Source organism: Shewanella sp. AS16 (genome assembly GCF_021412365.1).
GTDB classification, from domain to species: domain Bacteria; phylum Pseudomonadota; class Gammaproteobacteria; order Enterobacterales; family Shewanellaceae; genus Shewanella; species Shewanella salipaludis.
Map to the genome: position 1 here is coordinate 469697 of NZ_JAKCLK010000002.1, position 15871 is coordinate 485567.

General features: G+C 57.4%; 18 protein-coding genes. 16 read left to right on the plus strand and 2 right to left on the minus strand.

Annotated features, from left to right (window positions below):
* Positions 1-14: 14 nt before the first annotated feature.
* The 3 genes from hslV to LZP73_RS06855 all read left to right on the plus strand — a co-directional run bounded on the left by hslV (position 15) and on the right by LZP73_RS06855 (position 2391).
* Positions 15-539 carry an ATP-dependent protease subunit HslV gene (gene hslV / locus LZP73_RS06845; protein WP_169563872.1) on the plus strand — a complete coding sequence of 175 codons (525 nt, stop codon included), beginning with the start codon at positions 15-17 and terminating at the stop codon, positions 537-539.
* A 19-nt stretch (positions 540-558) separates the two neighbouring features.
* Entirely contained in the window at positions 559-1884 is a 1326-nt protein-coding gene (hslU, locus tag LZP73_RS06850; RefSeq protein ID WP_234233713.1) for an HslU--HslV peptidase ATPase subunit, read from the plus strand.
* A 126-nt stretch (positions 1885-2010) separates the two neighbouring features.
* Positions 2011-2391: a gamma-butyrobetaine hydroxylase-like domain-containing protein gene (locus LZP73_RS06855; protein WP_234233714.1), complete on the plus strand. Its 381-nt coding sequence runs from the start codon at positions 2011-2013 to the stop codon at positions 2389-2391.
* Positions 2392-2415: 24 nt separating this feature from the next.
* On the opposite strand, the gene LZP73_RS06860 is transcribed toward LZP73_RS06855, so the two are convergent.
* Together LZP73_RS06860 and LZP73_RS06865 are read right to left on the minus strand one after the other, a co-directional pair.
* Positions 2416-3456 (minus strand): MJ1255/VC2487 family glycosyltransferase, encoded by a 1041-nt coding sequence (locus LZP73_RS06860; RefSeq protein WP_234233715.1) that lies wholly within the window; start codon positions 3454-3456, stop codon positions 2416-2418.
* A 73-nt stretch (positions 3457-3529) separates the two neighbouring features.
* Complete coding sequence (locus LZP73_RS06865; RefSeq protein ID WP_234233716.1) at positions 3530-4039, minus strand: phosphatase PAP2 family protein; 510 nt, start codon at positions 4037-4039, stop codon at positions 3530-3532.
* Positions 4040-4336: 297 nt separating this feature from the next.
* Here LZP73_RS06865 and rraA point away from each other — a divergent pair, with 297 nt between their 5' ends.
* The 13 genes from rraA to LZP73_RS06930 all read left to right on the plus strand — a co-directional run bounded on the left by rraA (position 4337) and on the right by LZP73_RS06930 (position 15825).
* Complete coding sequence (gene rraA / locus LZP73_RS06870; RefSeq protein ID WP_234233717.1) at positions 4337-4822, plus strand: ribonuclease E activity regulator RraA; 486 nt, start codon at positions 4337-4339, stop codon at positions 4820-4822.
* A 102-nt stretch (positions 4823-4924) separates the two neighbouring features.
* Positions 4925-5971: a formimidoylglutamase gene (locus LZP73_RS06875; protein WP_234233718.1), complete on the plus strand. Its 1047-nt coding sequence runs from the start codon at positions 4925-4927 to the stop codon at positions 5969-5971.
* A 493-nt stretch (positions 5972-6464) separates the two neighbouring features.
* Complete coding sequence (ubiE, locus tag LZP73_RS06880; protein ID WP_234233719.1) at positions 6465-7220, plus strand: bifunctional demethylmenaquinone methyltransferase/2-methoxy-6-polyprenyl-1,4-benzoquinol methylase UbiE; 756 nt, start codon at positions 6465-6467, stop codon at positions 7218-7220.
* A gap of 1 nt (position 7221) precedes the next feature.
* Positions 7222-7839: a ubiquinone biosynthesis accessory factor UbiJ gene (locus tag LZP73_RS06885; protein ID WP_234233720.1), complete on the plus strand. Its 618-nt coding sequence runs from the start codon at positions 7222-7224 to the stop codon at positions 7837-7839.
* Positions 7836-9485, plus strand: a complete 1650-nt coding sequence (ubiB, locus tag LZP73_RS06890) for a ubiquinone biosynthesis regulatory protein kinase UbiB (RefSeq protein WP_234233721.1) — start codon at positions 7836-7838, stop codon at positions 9483-9485. Before LZP73_RS06885 ends, ubiB begins: the two co-directional genes overlap by 4 nt.
* 116 nt (positions 9486-9601) lie before the next feature.
* Positions 9602-9844, plus strand: coding sequence for a Sec-independent protein translocase subunit TatA (gene tatA / locus LZP73_RS06895; protein WP_169563862.1), 243 nt, complete (start codon positions 9602-9604; stop codon positions 9842-9844).
* A 5-nt stretch (positions 9845-9849) separates the two neighbouring features.
* Positions 9850-10242, plus strand: coding sequence for a Sec-independent protein translocase protein TatB (gene tatB, locus LZP73_RS06900; RefSeq protein ID WP_169563861.1), 393 nt, complete (start codon positions 9850-9852; stop codon positions 10240-10242).
* A gap of 3 nt (positions 10243-10245) precedes the next feature.
* The gene (gene tatC / locus LZP73_RS06905; protein WP_234233722.1) at positions 10246-10992 is read left to right on the plus strand and encodes a twin-arginine translocase subunit TatC; all 747 of its coding nucleotides are present in this window, start codon (positions 10246-10248) and stop codon (positions 10990-10992) included.
* 58 nt (positions 10993-11050) lie between these two features.
* Positions 11051-11551: a hypothetical protein gene (locus LZP73_RS06910; protein WP_234233723.1), complete on the plus strand. Its 501-nt coding sequence runs from the start codon at positions 11051-11053 to the stop codon at positions 11549-11551.
* Positions 11552-12361: a TatD family hydrolase gene (locus LZP73_RS06915; protein ID WP_234233724.1), complete on the plus strand. Its 810-nt coding sequence runs from the start codon at positions 11552-11554 to the stop codon at positions 12359-12361. It abuts the gene before it with no gap.
* Positions 12348-14234 carry a sensor domain-containing diguanylate cyclase gene (locus LZP73_RS06920; protein ID WP_234233725.1) on the plus strand — a complete coding sequence of 629 codons (1887 nt, stop codon included), beginning with the start codon at positions 12348-12350 and terminating at the stop codon, positions 14232-14234. The genes LZP73_RS06915 and LZP73_RS06920 overlap by 14 nt, the downstream gene beginning before the upstream one ends.
* Before the next feature lie 9 nt (positions 14235-14243).
* Positions 14244-15257: a porphobilinogen synthase gene (hemB, locus tag LZP73_RS06925; protein WP_234233726.1), complete on the plus strand. Its 1014-nt coding sequence runs from the start codon at positions 14244-14246 to the stop codon at positions 15255-15257.
* Between the two features lie 94 nt (positions 15258-15351).
* A complete protein-coding gene (locus LZP73_RS06930; RefSeq protein ID WP_234233727.1) occupies positions 15352-15825 on the plus strand; it encodes a thioredoxin family protein in 474 nt (157 codons plus the stop codon).
* Positions 15826-15871 lie beyond the last annotated feature (46 nt).

Genomic DNA, 15871 nt, shown 5'->3' on the forward strand with positions numbered 1-15871 from the left:
GAAGAGGATTAATTGTGACCACTATAGTATCAGTTCGCCGCAACAATCAGGTTGTGATCGCCGGTGACGGCCAGGTTTCCCTGGGCAACACTGTGATGAAAGGCAACGCCAGGAAGGTGCGTCGTCTGTACCACAACAAGGTTTTGGCCGGATTTGCCGGCGGCACCGCCGATGCCTTCACCCTGTTCGAGCGCTTCGAGGCCAAGCTGGAAATGCACCAGGGCCACCTGATGAAGGCCGCCGTCGAGCTGGCCAAAGACTGGCGCACGGATCGCATGCTGCGCAAGCTCGAGGCCCTGCTGGCGGTCGCCGATGCCGAGAGTTCCCTCATCATCACGGGCAACGGCGACGTGCTCCAGCCGGAGAATGATCTGATCGCCATAGGCTCGGGCGGCAACTTTGCCCAGGCGGCGGCGCTGGCGCTGTTGCAGAATACCGAATTGGATGCCCGCACCATAGCCGAGAAGTCGCTGACCATAGCCGGTGACATCTGCGTCTTCACCAACCAATTCAAGACCATAGAAGAATTAAACTACTGATCCCAGTCGAGGACGAATTATGTCTGAAATGACCCCACGTGAAATTGTCCACGAACTGGACACCCACATCATAGGCCAGCATAAGGCCAAACGCTCGGTCGCCATCGCGCTGCGAAACCGCTGGCGCCGGATGCAGCTGGAAGCCTCGCTGCGCCAGGAAGTGACCCCGAAAAATATTCTCATGATAGGCCCGACAGGTGTCGGCAAGACGGAAATCGCCCGCCGCCTGGCGAAGCTGGCCAACGCCCCCTTCATCAAGGTCGAAGCCACCAAGTTCACCGAAGTGGGCTATGTCGGCAAGGAAGTCGAGCAGATCATCCGCGATCTGACGGACATCGCCATCAAACTGACCCGTGAGCAGCAGATGGACAAGGTGCGCCAGCGCGCCGAGGAACATGCCGAAGAGCGGATCCTCGATGCCCTGTTGCCCAAAGGCAAGGACGACTGGGACCTGGAGAGCGACAGCCAGGCCCATACCCGGCAGATCTTCCGCAAGAAGCTGCGTGAAGGCCAACTGGATGACAAGGAAATCGACATAGATGTGGCCCAGCCACAGATAGGGGTCGAGATCATGTCGCCTCCCGGCATGGAAGAAATGACCAATCAGCTGCAGAGCCTATTCCAGAACATGGGCCAGGCTCCCGCCAAGCGCCGCAAACTCAAGATCAAGGACGCCTATAAGCAGCTGATCGACGAGGAAGCCGCCAAGCTGGTCAACCAGGAAGATCTCAAGGAACAGGCCATAGAATTGGTCGAGCAGCATGGCATAGTCTTCCTCGATGAGATAGACAAGATATGCAAGCGCGGCGAAACCTCGGGACCGGATGTGTCCCGCGAAGGTGTTCAGCGTGATCTCTTGCCCCTGGTCGAGGGCTGCACTGTCACCACCAAGCACGGCATGGTGAAGACAGATCATATTCTGTTCATCGCCTCCGGCGCCTTCCAGATGTCGAAACCTTCGGATCTGATCCCCGAGCTCCAGGGTCGCCTGCCGATCCGGGTCGAGTTGGATGCCCTGTCGGCCGACGACTTCAAGCGCATCCTCACCGAGCCCCACGCCTCGCTGACCGAGCAGTATGTGGCGTTGATGGCGACCGAAGGGGTCGACATCAGCTTCACAGAGACGGGCATAGAGAGCATAGCCCAGGCCGCCTGGCAGGTGAACGAGCGCACCGAAAACATAGGTGCCCGCCGCCTGCATACAGTGATGGAGAAGCTGATGGAAGACATCTCCTACGAGGCCTCGGACAAGTCCGGCAGCACTTTCATCATCAATGCCGACTATGTCAAAGCCCATCTGGATAACCTGGTGCAGGACGAAGATCTCAGCCGCTTCATCCTCTAGCCTTGTCTCCATGCCGCCGGCATGAAACAGCGCGGCCGGGGAAGCTTCTCCGGCCGCTTTTTGTTATCTTTATCTCAGTGACTCATATCAGCACATGCGCTCAGGCATGTCCCAGGGAGGCGAATCATGGCGACGCCCAACATCACAGGCATCAAGCTCAAACGCAAGTCCCGTCAGTTGGAACTCAGCTTCGACGATGGCAGCAGCTATCTGCTCAGCTGCGAACTGCTGCGGGTGCATTCCCCCTCGGCCGAAGTCCAGGGCCATGGTAAGCCTAAGCTTGTGTGCCACAAGAAAAATGTCAACATCAGTGCCATAGAGCCCGTCGGCAATTATGCGGTCAAGCTCGTCTTCGACGACGGTCACGACACGGGTCTCTATTCCTGGCCTCTGCTGTATCGGCTGGCGACCCAGAGCGAGCGCCTGTGGGCCGAGTATCTCGACCGCCTCAAGGCGGAGAAAGGCAGCCGCGAGCCGCTGATCGACCTGGCGGTGAAATACTCCTGAGTCCAAACGCCGGGGCGCGCTCCGCTACTTCCAGGTATCGGGCAGCTCCACCTGGGACCAAAGATCCTGGCATAGGGCCCGGCTGTCCTGCCAATCCCCCGCCCTCAACCAGGTCACCAGCGCATCCCCCACCTGGGGATAGGCTATGGGACTGGGCGAGGCCGCCTTCAGCCAGCGCTTGAGCACGGCGGCGTCCAGACTCATCATGCTGTCGGCTATGCCCAGCAGCTGCAGGGCGGCGACATTGGAGAGCTGCTCGAACTGCCCCAACAGAGGTTTCACCAGCAATTTCTTGCCCAGGGTCAGGGCTTCGCTCGCCAATTCGAAGCCGGCGTTGCCTATCACACCGCCGCAGTCGGCCATGTGTTGCTTGAAACCGTCGCGGTTGAAGCCGAACCAGAGGACATGCTCCGGCGGTGGCAGCAGCGGCTGACTGGCGTGATACACCAGGAAGCGATAGTCACCCCAGGGGCGCAGCAGCTCGACTATGGCATCGGCATCCTCGAACGGCAAATAGACCAGAATGTCGTGGCTATGTTCTACCCCTATCTTGTCGACTTCGACGAAGGGCGGCAGGATGGGAAAACCGAAATGATGCCAATGACATCCCAGCGCCACGTTCGCCGGGGCGAAGTAGTTCAACAGGGCCTCGTTGAACCAGGTATTGCCCTGCTTGGGCACAGGATACTTGAGCGCCGCCTGATGGCTGATGCCGACACAGGGCACCCCCTGGCGTTTGGCGGCCCAGGCGGAAACGGGTTCGAAGTCGTTGAGCACCATGTCGTAGTGACTCAGATCCAATTCATGTATGTCCCGCAGCAGCCTGCTGGCGCAGTTGCGCCTCAACGTCTTGGCTATGCTGACGTGTCCCTTCTCCGTGGCGAAGGTCAACCCGGATTGCACCCGATAATCACCGAAGCACTCCATATCGAAGAAGTGCTCAGGGGCGCGGCCGGAGAAGAGGAAGTCGACTTGGACATCCTGTTTCGCCAGCGACTTTGCCATCACCCGTGCCCGGCTGAGATGGCCATTGCCCGTGCCCTGTACGCCGTAGAGTATTCGCATTGACTCTCCTATCTAGTGAGTGAAGTCAGGTGGCGGCTCGCCGCATTCAAGCCTTCAATGAGTTTGCCTGGTATCAGATGAACTGCAGCGCGAACAGGCCGGCCCCCGTGCCCAGACAGGCACCGGCGACGATATCCAGTGGGTAATGCACCCCCAGCACTATGCGGGAAAGGCCTATCAACCCGGCCCAGGCATAGGCCAGCAGGGCGAAGGCCGGATACACAGTCAGCACGGCAAACGCCAACACAAAGGCCGCCGCCGTATGGCCCGAGGGCAGACTGAACTTATCCGAAGGCTCGAACAGCGCAACGGCGCCGACCACATGGCAAGGGCGGGGGCGGCGTATGCTGTTCTTCAACAACAGGTACAAGGGCAGCTCCACCAAAAAACCCGCCAGCACCAGATTGAAGAAATGCTGTCCCTGGGCCTGGGTCAGCAGCAGGCCGACCGACAGGTACAGGTACAGGTGGCCATCGCCGCTGGCCGACAACCGCAGGCCCAGGGAGTGCAAGCCATGTTTGTGGGTCATGCCGGCAATGAAACAGAATCCTTGTCTGTCTAAGGCTCTGATGTAATCGAACATGGCATTGGCTCCTCTGATTTCATTCGACTCGAACAACAACAGATAGTCAGGTGTGACTCAGAGCCTAGAAAAGCTTGATGACGCCAGGGTGACAGGCCGCCTAAATATTTATGACACCCAAGGGGCCGGCAAGCTGCACCCTGGCTCAGGGACGGACGCACCGGGGCAAATCTTCAGCATCGGGCAACAATACCGTGATAGATAACACTTTTCTTTTCGACAATCCCTTCTAAACTGGCGTAAACTCGCTAAACTGTGCGTAACCCCGGCACAAAGCGGATCAATAGGAGTGTAAATATGGAATACAACACCTCAGAACTCTGTGACATGTACTTAGATGTCGTAGACGTAGTCGAACCCATGTTCAGTAATTATGGTGGTTGTAGCTCTTTTGGCGGCGCTATCAGCACTATCAAGTGCTTCGAAGATAATGGCCTGATCCTTGACGTTTTGCAGCAGGATGGCCAAGGCAAGGTATTGTTGATCGATGGCGGCGGCTCACTGCGTCGTGCCTTAATCGATGCCGCCATCGCCGAGGCCGCCGTCGCCAACAACTGGGAAGGCATACTGGTTTATGGCTCGGTGCGCGATGTCGATACCCTGGAGGAGCTGGATATCGGCATTCAGGCATTGGCTTCCATTCCCGTGGGTGCCGATGGCCACTCGGTTGGCGAAGTGGACATTCCGGTCAACTTCGGTGGGGTGACCTTCCTGCCGGGCGATCACCTGTATGCGGATAACACAGGGGTCATACTGTCTCCCGAGCCGTTAGACATAGAATAAACGCCGCATCCCGGATTAAAGCCAGCCCTGCTGGCTTTTTTATTGCCTTGATTCCATCACTTGAGCAACAATGTCTTAACTCAGTATCATGAAGACAGCAGCATGCCCAAGACCCCACTCAACTATTTCACCCAGGCCGCACTCCAACAACTCCTCAGCCCCAGAGAGGGCGAAACCCGGCTGGGCCAAACCGTGCTCCTGCCGGCCCAAGAGCTGCCGCTCGCCGAGGCCCTGGCCGCGGCCAAGGCAGAGGGCGCCCGCTTCGCGATACTCGGGGTGGGTGAAGATCTCGGCCCCAGGGCCAATCTTGGCCGAGGCGGCGCCACCGACGCCTTCGACGCCGCCATGGGGCAATTTCTGAACCTGCAGTCCAACCGTTTCCTCAGCGGCAAGGAATGCCTGGTTCTGGGGCAGCTAGTCACGGCCGATCTGCAGCTGGGCGCCGACAGCTCGCTGGCACAGCTGCGCCAGGCCGTCGAGCAACTGGACGCCAGAGTCATAGAGATAGTCAGCCACATCATGGACACAGGCCTTGAGCCCATAGTCATAGGCGGCGGTCACAACAATGCCTATGGCCTGTTGATGGCGACCAAGGCCAGCACGGGCAAGCAGGTGGCGGCGGTCAACCTGGATCCCCATTCGGACTTCCGCCTGCGCGAGGGCCGCCACAGCGGCAACGGCTTCAGCTACGCCGTCGCCAACGGTGCCCTGGGGCATTATCATGTGCTCGGGCTGCATGAACTCAAGAACAGCGAGACCAACCTGGCCCAGTTGACTGCCTTCGGCGGCAGCTGGCATAGCCTGCAACAGATCTGGATACGGCGGGAAATCGGCTTGAGCGAGGCGCTGGAACAGATAGCCACGGCACTGAACCAGACCCGGCTGCCGGTCGGCCTGGAGCTGGATACGGACGCCATAGCACGCATGCCCAGCAGCGCCGCCACGGTCGCCGGGGTCCCCCTGCTGGACGCCGCCCATTATGTCCAATACATAGCCAGCCACTGCCCCTGTGCCTACCTGCATCTGGCCGAAGCCGCGCCCAGTTGCCACGAGGCAGGAGCCCTTGCCGGCAGCCGTGAAGTGGGCCAGAGCATAAGTGAGCTTATCTATGCATACCTGCATGGTCGCAACCACGCCCTGTTGGCATGAAGACAGCCGGCGGGCAAACTCCGGCCTGTGTGAGCCAGGTCAAAGTATCCGCGGGACGAATCATGCTTAAATTCCCCGCTGAAGACTCATACCATGTCGCATAAATATGTGCTCATTCAGCGAGAATGATAAGTGAGGGTAGGCAAGGCGGCCCGATTAGGGCACCAAATTGTCTAGTCATAGAACCACTATGACGTTATCAATTTGGCTGGTGCTCGAACCGCTGACACAACTCTGAACTGATCAGATATTTATAAGAAATGGTATTAGGCCGCGACGCTGCCAGTTGGCTCCCTGTCGGCCATGGATTGGCCGCACACAGGCTATTCAACAAAGGGGGATATTGTGGTCTAATGCCCCATCAAATTTATGCAGCGGCTGCAGACACTGCAACCGCTGGTGATGAGTCTGTCGATTGACTCTCTCACGCGAGGCGATATGCGCAACATCAGGGACCTCGCAGTGATCCAGTGCACATTATAGGAATACATACATGTCTGAAGGCGAATCAAAGAACACTCATTTCGGCTATAAGACGGTCGAAGCCGACAAGAAAGCGGATCTGGTTGCGGGCGTGTTTCATTCTGTGGCCGCCAAGTATGACATAATGAACGACGTCATGTCCTTCGGCATACATAGATTTTGGAAGCGTTTCACCATAGAGGCTGCCGGTGCCCGTCCCGGCATGAAGATCCTGGATCTGGCCGGTGGCACAGGGGATTTAACCGCCAAGTTCTCGCATCTGGTGGGGGATCGCGGTGAGGTGGTACTGGCGGACATCAACGATTCCATGCTCAAGGTCGGTCGCACCAAGCTCAGGGACAAGGGCATAGTAGGCAACGTCAGCTATGTGCAGGCCAATGCCGAAGCCCTGCCCTTTGCCGACAATTATTTCGATATCATCACCATAGCCTTCGGCCTGCGCAACGTGACCGACAAGGACGCAGCATTGCGCTCCATGCTCAGGGTGCTCAAGCCAGGCGGCAAGTTGATGGTGCTGGAGTTTTCCAAGCCGCAGCACGAAGTCATGCGTAAAGCCTATGATCTCTATAGCTTTAAAGTTCTGCCCAAGATGGGCGAACTGATCACCAAGGATGCCGACAGTTACGAATACCTGGCCGAGTCTATCCGCATGCACCCGGATCAGGACACCCTCAAGCAGATGATGCTCGATGCCGGCTTCGAACAGGTCAAGTACACCAATATGACCGACGGCATAGTCGCCCTGCACCTGGGTTATAAGTTCTGATATGAACCAAGAGTGGAGATTGCTGGCCTGCGCCGCACTGGAAACCGCACTGGCAAGCGTCAAGGCCCAGGCCCCCGAGGAATACGCCCGCCTGCGCCAGCTGCATGGCAAGGTGTTCTGCATCCAGCTCAGTCAGCTCAGCTGGCCCATCTATCTGGTGTTTGCCGGGGAGATACTGGTGTTGAGTCAGTATCAGGGCGAGATCGCCATCAAGCTGAATGCCGATGCGACCAGCCTGTATCGGCTGAGCGAAGGCGCCGAGCTGACCGATCTCATCAAGCAAGACAAGCTAGCCATAGAGGGCGACCTCGGCCTGTTGCAGAGTTTCAGTCAGTACCTGCAGCAGATCCGCTTCGATTTCGCCGAGCCCCTGTCGCGTTACCTCGGCGATGCTCCCACCCATATGCTGCTATCCGGACTGAAACGGGCCAGGACAGGCATGACTCATTTAATTAGCCAGAGTCGTGCCCATCTAGGCCAGCTCACCACGGAAGAATATCGCCTGGCGCCCCATAAACTGGAGTTCATCCACTTTTGCGATCGGCTGGACGAACTGAACACAGAGGTGACGGCGCTGGAGCGCCGTCTGGCCCAACTGAGAGACACTTTTACTTCATGACAGTCGCCAGCATCAAGAGAGGCTATCAGGTCATACGCACGGCACTGCATTTCGGTCTGGACGAGATGCTGCCGCAACACTTGACCCCAAGATATGTCAGCCTGCTGCGCGGCAGCCTGTTCTGGCTGCGCAACAAGCATAAAGACAAAGCCGGCGGTGAGCGGCTCAAGCTCGCCATGCAGGAACTCGGCCCGGTTTACATCAAGCTGGGGCAGATGCTCTCGACCCGCAGGGATCTGCTCAACGACGAATGGGCCGAGGAATTGGCCATGCTGCAGGATAGGGTGCCGCCCTTCGACTCGGCGTTGGCCCGCCAAGCGATCGAGGCCGAACTCAAGGCACCGATCGACAGTCTGTTCGAGGCATTTTGTGACGAGCCACTGGCTTCGGCGTCCATCTCCCAGGTACATACTGCGACCCTCAAGTCCAACGGCGAGTCTGTGGTGCTCAAGGTGCTGCGTCCCCAGGTAGAACAGAAGATAGCCGCGGATCTCAAGCTGATGACCCTGGCCGCCAACCTGCTGGAGCGGGTGCTGGGCGAAGGCAACAGGTTGCGGCCGGCGGAAGTGATCCAAGACTATCGCACCACTATTCTGGGCGAGCTGAACCTCAAGCTGGAAGCCCTGAACGCCACCAAGCTGAGAAACAACTTCCTCGACTCAGACGCCCTCTATGTGCCTTATGTCTATGAAGAGCTCTGCTTTCAACGCCTGATGGTGATGGAACGCGTCGAGGGCATCCCCGTCTCTGACATAGACGCGCTCAAGGCCCAGGGCACAGATCTCAAGTTATTGGCCGAGCGCGGCGTCGAGCTGTTCTTCACCCAAGTGTTCAGGGATAACTTCTTTCACGCCGACATGCATCCGGGCAATATCTTCATCTCCCGGGAGCACCCCCACGATCCTTACTATATAGGCCTGGATTGCGGCATCATGGGGACCCTGAGCGAGTCGGACAAACGTTACCTGGCAGAAAACTTCCTCGCCTTCTTCAACCGCGATTATCAACGCATAGCCCAGCTCTACATAGAGTCGGGCTGGGTCTCGGGCAACACCGACTTGCTGGCGTTCGAACAGGCGGTAAAACTCGTCTGCGAGCCCATGTTCAACAAGCCCCTGGACGAGATCTCCTTCGGCCATGTGCTGTTGGAACTGTTTCGCACCGCCAGGCGCTTCGACATAGTGGTGCAGCCGCAGCTTGTGTTGCTGGAAAAGACCTTGCTCTATATCGAGGGCCTGGGACGCCAGCTGTATCCACAGCTGGATCTATGGCAGACGGCCAAGCCCTTCCTCGAGCGGTGGATGTCCGAACAAGTTGGCCCCAAGGCCATGTTCGATAAGGTGAAGGGGCAGATGCCCTACTGGGCCGACAAACTGCCCGAGTTGCCCGAACTCGTCTACGACAACCTCAAACTCGGGAAAAAATTGCTGGGTTCCCAACAGCAACTTCTGGACAAATATCTGAGATATCAGAGAAAATCCCACAAGAGTAACTATTTGCTGATCACATCGGCCATTTTATTGATCTGCGGCACTATTTTGCTTAGCCAAGGTCTTATACTCTGGCCTGCCTATGGCAGCTTGGCGGCCGGTGGCCTGCTGTGGTTGCTGGGCTGGCGAGCCCGCCCCAGGGGCGGTAAATTTTAGCTAGCGCTAAATTATCAGAGGTTCATAATGAACCCAGGATCGCGGAAAAGGCGGGCACGCCGCAGCTTCCGGCGAGATGGGTATAGAACCCTAAACTATTTTAAGAGGATATCTTCATGGGTGGCATTAGCATTTGGCAACTTCTCATCATAGCATTGATAGTGATCTTGTTGTTCGGCACGAAAAAGTTGCGCTCTCTGGGCGGCGATCTCGGTGGCGCGGTAAAAGGCTTCAAGAACGCCATGTCGACCGAAGATGACAAGCAGGCTCTCGAAGACAAACAGGCTGACAGCACGGCACAGACCTCACAACAGGCGACTGACAAGAAACCTGAGTCCAAGGATAAAGAACAGGCGTAACTCCTATGTTTGACGGTATTGGCTTCATGGAGCTGCTGCTGATAGGTATCGTGGGCCTGGTCGTTCTGGGCCCTGAGCGTTTACCCGTGGCAGTACGTTCGGTAACAGGTTGGATCCGCGCCATGAAACGCATGGCTAATTCGGTCAAAGACGAGCTGGAACAAGAGCTCAAGATCGAGCAATTGCATGCGGATCTCAAGAAGGCCGAGCAAAAGGGTCTGGGCAATCTCTCGCCTGAATTGCAGGAATCCATAGACAAGTTGAAACAAGCGGCACAGTCGGTGAACCGGCCTTATCAGCTAGACAAGGCAGATAGCGGCGACGGTCAAACCGGCCAAGATTCGACGCCGCCAGAGACGGCGGATAAGCCATCATCAGATCCCAAAGCAAACGGATAAACCATGTCACAACCCCTGCCGCTCATCAGCCACTTGCTGGAGTTACGCACCAAATTACTCAGGATAGTCGCCAGTGTCTTGTTGGTGTTTATCGCCCTGGTGTATTGGGCCAATGATATTTACCACTATATGGCGATCCCCCTGATGCAATCCCTGCCCGCATCCGGCACCATGATAGCCACGGATGTCGCAGCCCCCTTCTTCGCGCCTTTTAAGCTGACGCTGGTGCTCTCCTTCTTCCTCGCCGTGCCTTACATACTCTTTCAGGTATGGTCCTTCGTGGCGCCTGGCCTGTACAAACACGAGAAACGCTTGGTCGTTCCCCTGCTGGTCAGCAGCACCCTCTTGTTTTATCTGGGTATCTGCTTCGCCTATTATGTGGTCTTTCCTGTCGTCTTTGGCTTCTTCGCCAATGTCGCCCCTGAGGGGGTCCAGGTGGCGACGGACATCAGCAGCTACCTGGATTTCGTGCTCAAGCTATTCTTCGCCTTCGGACTGGCGTTTGAGATCCCCGTCGCCGTCGTGTTACTCTGCTGGGCCGGCGTGACCACGCCGGAAGATCTCAGGGCCAAGCGTCCCTATATAGTGGTAGCGGCCTTCGTCATCGGCATGCTGCTGACACCGCCGGACATCATCTCCCAGACTATGTTGGCTGTGCCCATGCTGTTACTGTTCGAAGGTGGCTTGCTCGCCGCCCGTTTTTATACCAAGAAAGACGACGAAGTAGAGCAACAAGACATAAATCAATAACAAGGTTCAACAGCCAGGTTCGTACCCTATTCGGACCCAGAACAATAAGGAAGAGATCATGCGCTTAACTTGGATAGCCGCTGCAGTCATAGGATTTTCGAGCCAGGCATATGCCGGCCTGGAGCAAGATTTGGCCTTGTGTGCCGCCCAGGGGGATAAACTGGATCGTTTGATCTGTTATGACAAGCTCGCCGCGGGTGTCGCCAAGCCGGGGCGCCAGGCTCCAAGAGGCGTTGCCGTCCAGGCGATGCCGCCGGCATCGGCCGCACCCGTAGCGACCGCCGTGACCACCACAGCCGAAGCCGAGTTCGGTATCCACAGAAAGCCGGTAGAACTGGATGTCGACAAACTGTATCTGGAAATAACGTCAGTCAAGAAAGACCTCTATGGTAATTTGACCTTGAATTTCACCAATGGTCAGGTCTGGAAACAGGTCGAGACTCGCCATTATAAATTGAAAGCCGGCGATACCGTCTTCATCGAAAAAGGGGCCCTGGGTTCTTTCCTGTTGGGCAGCGATGACAGGAATGCGACCATCAGGGTCAAACGTCTGAAGTAAATGCCGGCCTATTTCGATATTGCCGTCAACTTGGTCGGCAGCGCGCTGGAACATGAGATAGACACTGTCATAGAAGATGCGGCGAAACTGCGGGTTTCGCCGCTGTTGGTTATTGGCAGCGATCTGGCTGAGAGTACCAAAGCGCTGGCGCTAACCCAGGCCCATCCGCACCGGCTTTACTGCACCGCCGGGGTGCATCCCCACCAGGCCAGCAGTTGGAATGACGCCAGCAGCGCCGAGCTGACTCAGCTCTGCGCTGCCGCACAGGTAGTGGCGCTCGGCGAATGCGGTCTGGATTACAATCGTGACTTTTCCCCCAGACCAGTGCAGCGCCGGGTCTTCGCCGCCCAGCTTGAACTGGCGGCCAAGCTGAAGATGCCGGTATTCATGCATGAGCGTGATGCCAACCGGGATTTTATCGCCATAGTCAAAGAGTATCGTCCGCATCTGCCCAATGCCTTGTTGCATTGTTTCACCGGCGATCGCGCCATGCTGGACGCCTGCCTGGCCCTGGATCTGCATTTAGGCATCACAGGCTGGGTCTGTGATGAACGTCGCGGTCAGGAGCTCGCCGCGCTGGTGCCGGACATCCCGGATGATCGTATCATGATAGAAACCGACAGCCCTTACCTGCTGCCGAGAAACCTGCGGCCCAAGCCTAAGTCGAGTAAGAATAAACCTGAATATTTGCCCCATATCTCAGAGCATATCGCCGGCTTGCGTGGCCAGGATCCGAGTCAATTTGCCGCGCTTTGTTATCACAACAGCCTGCGCTTCTTCGGCCTGGAGCACGACCATGTCGGTACTTAGGGGAATGTATCTCTGGCTCTCGCTCTGGCTGATGGCATTGCCGGCGCAGGCGGCACCCGTACTGATCCCGGATGCAAATTCAAACGACAGATTTGATCTGTCCGCCTGGTCCTACATCAACACGACAGCAGATTTCGACGATCTGGCCCAGGCGAGCCGGGCGCCCGCCAATCAATGGCGGCGCCTGAGCGACGAGGAGCGACGTCACATAGGCGTGGACAAGCTCTGGCTGACCTTCAGTCTATTCAGTGACAAGACGCGACTGACCAGGATCATCGCCCTGGATAATCCATTGCTGGATAAGATTAAATTATTCCACCTGATCAACGACGAGTTGGTGGATGTACAGGAAATGGGCGACAGCTTGCCCTTTTACCACCGGCCGCTGCAGAGCAACATTTTCCTCTATCCCTTCGAGATCGAAGCCGGCGACAAGCATACCTTCTACCTGCAAATAAGTTCTCAGGGCGGCATGTATCTGCCCCTGAGCCTCTGGTCGGCAAACGAGCTGGCGCAGAGGACTGAGTCCAGCTCGCTCATCAGCGGTTTCCAGCTGGGGGGACTGGCGGCCATAGGCCTGTTCAGCCTCTTCATCGCCCTGGCGTCGGGCTCATTCAGCTACAGCTACTATGCCGGCTATGTCTTATCCATGAGCTTGCTGGTCGCCACCCTCAATGGCATCGCCTTTCGTTTCCTCTGGCCCGATTGGCCCGAGTTGCAGCAGCTGATGGTGCCGCTGCTGATCCCCCTGGTGACGGCCTTCGCCCTGATGTTTACCGAGAAGGTGCTGCAGCTCAAGTATCAGAGCATCCGCATGCTGAGGTTCTGCCGCATTGGCGCCGTCTATGCCCTGCTGCAGCTTGCCCTGGTACCCTTCATGGACACTGCGACTTTGCTGTATATCGAAGTCGTGTCTGTGCTGCTTATCTCCAGCATACTGATGGTGACCGCCATTCGCCAGGCCGTGCGCGGGCATAAGCTGGCCAAGCTGTATTCCATCGGCTGGCTCGGGCTGTTGCTGGGCGCCTTGGGCAGCAGCATGATCTACCTGGGGCTGGTGCATATCGACATCATGTCGCAGACCCCAGTGATGATAGGCCTCAGCTTCGAAATAGTGTTCATGGCCGCCGTCTTGGCCATACGCTACAACGACGAACGCAAGGCCAAACTCAAGATCCAACAGGAAGCGCTGCAACAGGCCGAACGCATCCGCATCACCCGTGAAGAGGCCCTCAGGGCCGAGGCCAGCAGCAAAGAGCGGCTGGAGAAAATGGTGCAGGAGCGCACCCTGGAGCTCGAAGTCACGCTGCGGGAACTCAACGAGGTCAACCAGAAGCTCACAGAGCAGACCACGATAGATAGCCTCACAGGGGTGAAGAATCGCAACGCCTTCGATAAGCGCCTCATTGCCGAGGGGCGCATCAGCCGCCGGCAACAGGCCCCAATGGCACTGCTCATGGTGGATATCGACAGGTTTAAGGCCATCAACGATAACTTCGGCCACCTGGCCGGCGATCAGACCCTGAGAACCATTGCCGCCTGTCTGCAGCAGAATATTAAGCGCCCGACCGATCTTGTGTCACGTTTTGGCGGTGAAGAGTTTGCTATCATACTGCCCAACACCTCGGTCGAGGGCGGCATCACAGTGGCCGAAATGATCCGGACCTCAGTCAATGCACTGGTTATCGACTGGGAAGGGGATGCCATTCCACTCACCGTCAGCATAGGAGTGAGCGCCGAAGTGATCGCCAGCGATACACACCCCACGGCCCTGTTGGAACAGGCCGACAAGGCGTTATATCAGGCCAAAAATACCGGGCGCAATCGCGTCTGCCGCTATTCGCCGCCCCAGGATAGGACACAACCAAGTTAGGAGTCGAATGTGAATATAATTACCGGTGCTTTCCCCCAGCGCAGAATGCGCCGCATGCGTAAACATGAATTCAGCCGCCGCCTGATGGCCGAGAACAGCCTCAGCGTCGACGACCTCATCTATCCCATGTTCGTCCTCGAGGGCATCAACCGCACCGAGCAGATAGCCTCCATGCCTGGCATAGAGAGGTATTCCATCGACCTGCTGCTCAAGGAAGCCGCCGAACTGGTCGAACTCGGCATTCCCCTCATCGCCCTCTTCCCTGTGACACCGCCGGAACAGAAGACCCTGATGGCGGAAGAGGCTTACAATCCCGATGCCCTGGTGCAGCGCGCGGTGCGGGCATTGAAGGAAGAATTCCCCCAGTTGGGGGTGATGACGGACGTGGCCCTGGATCCTTTCACCACCCACGGCCAAGACGGCATCATAGACGACAGCGGCTACATACTGAATGACATCACCACCGAAGTGCTGGTGAAGCAGGCCCTATCCCATGCCGAGGCCGGCGCCGATATCGTCGCCCCCTCGGACATGATGGATGGCCGCATCGGCGCCATACGCCAGGCGCTGGAAGCCGCCGGCCATGTGAATACCCAGATCATGGCCTATTCGGCCAAATACTCGTCCAATTACTATGGTCCCTTCCGGGATGCGGTTGGCTCGGCGGCCAACCTCAAGGGCGGCAACAAGCACAGTTACCAGATGGATCCGGCCAACAGCGACGAAGCCCTGCACGAAGTGGCGCTGGACATACAGGAAGGTGCCGACATGGTGATGGTCAAGCCGGGCATGCCCTATTTGGATATCATCCACAGGGTGAGAACCGAGTTGGCTGTGCCAACCTTCGCCTATCAGGTCAGCGGTGAATACGCCATGCATATGGCCGCCATTCAGAATGGCTGGCTGGCGGAAAGAGCCATAGTGATGGAATCGCTGCTCTGCTTCAAGCGCGCCGGCGCCAACGGTATCCTGACCTACTTCGCCAAACGCGTCGCCCAGTGGCTCAAAGAGAGCGCCCGATAGCCTGCTGCGGCTAACAGAGTAAACGTCGCCCGGTGCGGCGTTTTTTTATCGCCTAAGGGGAAACGCCGGCAAGCTGGCAGGCAGGGGAGCCAGAGTGTATCATCCCCAAAGCGACAAGAACGGCCTATCCAAGGCAACGGCGATTTATGAGGGCATAGCAGTGATACTGACAGGCAAGATCCCAAGCACCCAACTGGCCGAGCAGCTACCCGGCTTCGACAGCGAATATCTGGCCTATCAGCCGGATATGGCCACACTCGCCCCCCTCAGCCAGCTCGGCGGCGCCATAGAGATAGTTGCCATCATAGGCACCTGGTGCCCCGACTGTCATAGAGAACTGCCCCGTTTCATCCGGGTGCTGGAAGCCATCGACAACCCCAATATCCGCGCCAGCTATATCGGCATCGACCGTGCCAAACAAGATCCCCAGGGCCTGGCGGCCGCCTACGACTTCGAACGTATTCCCACCTTCATAGTCCTGCAAGATGGCGGGGAAATGGGACGAATAGTCGAGCGTCCAGAGATATCCCTGGAGCGGGATCTGGCCGGGATACTGAGGTCGGCATAGGCGAATGCCGGCTCCTGGATGAGTCATGGAAGATAACAGAGGTCGC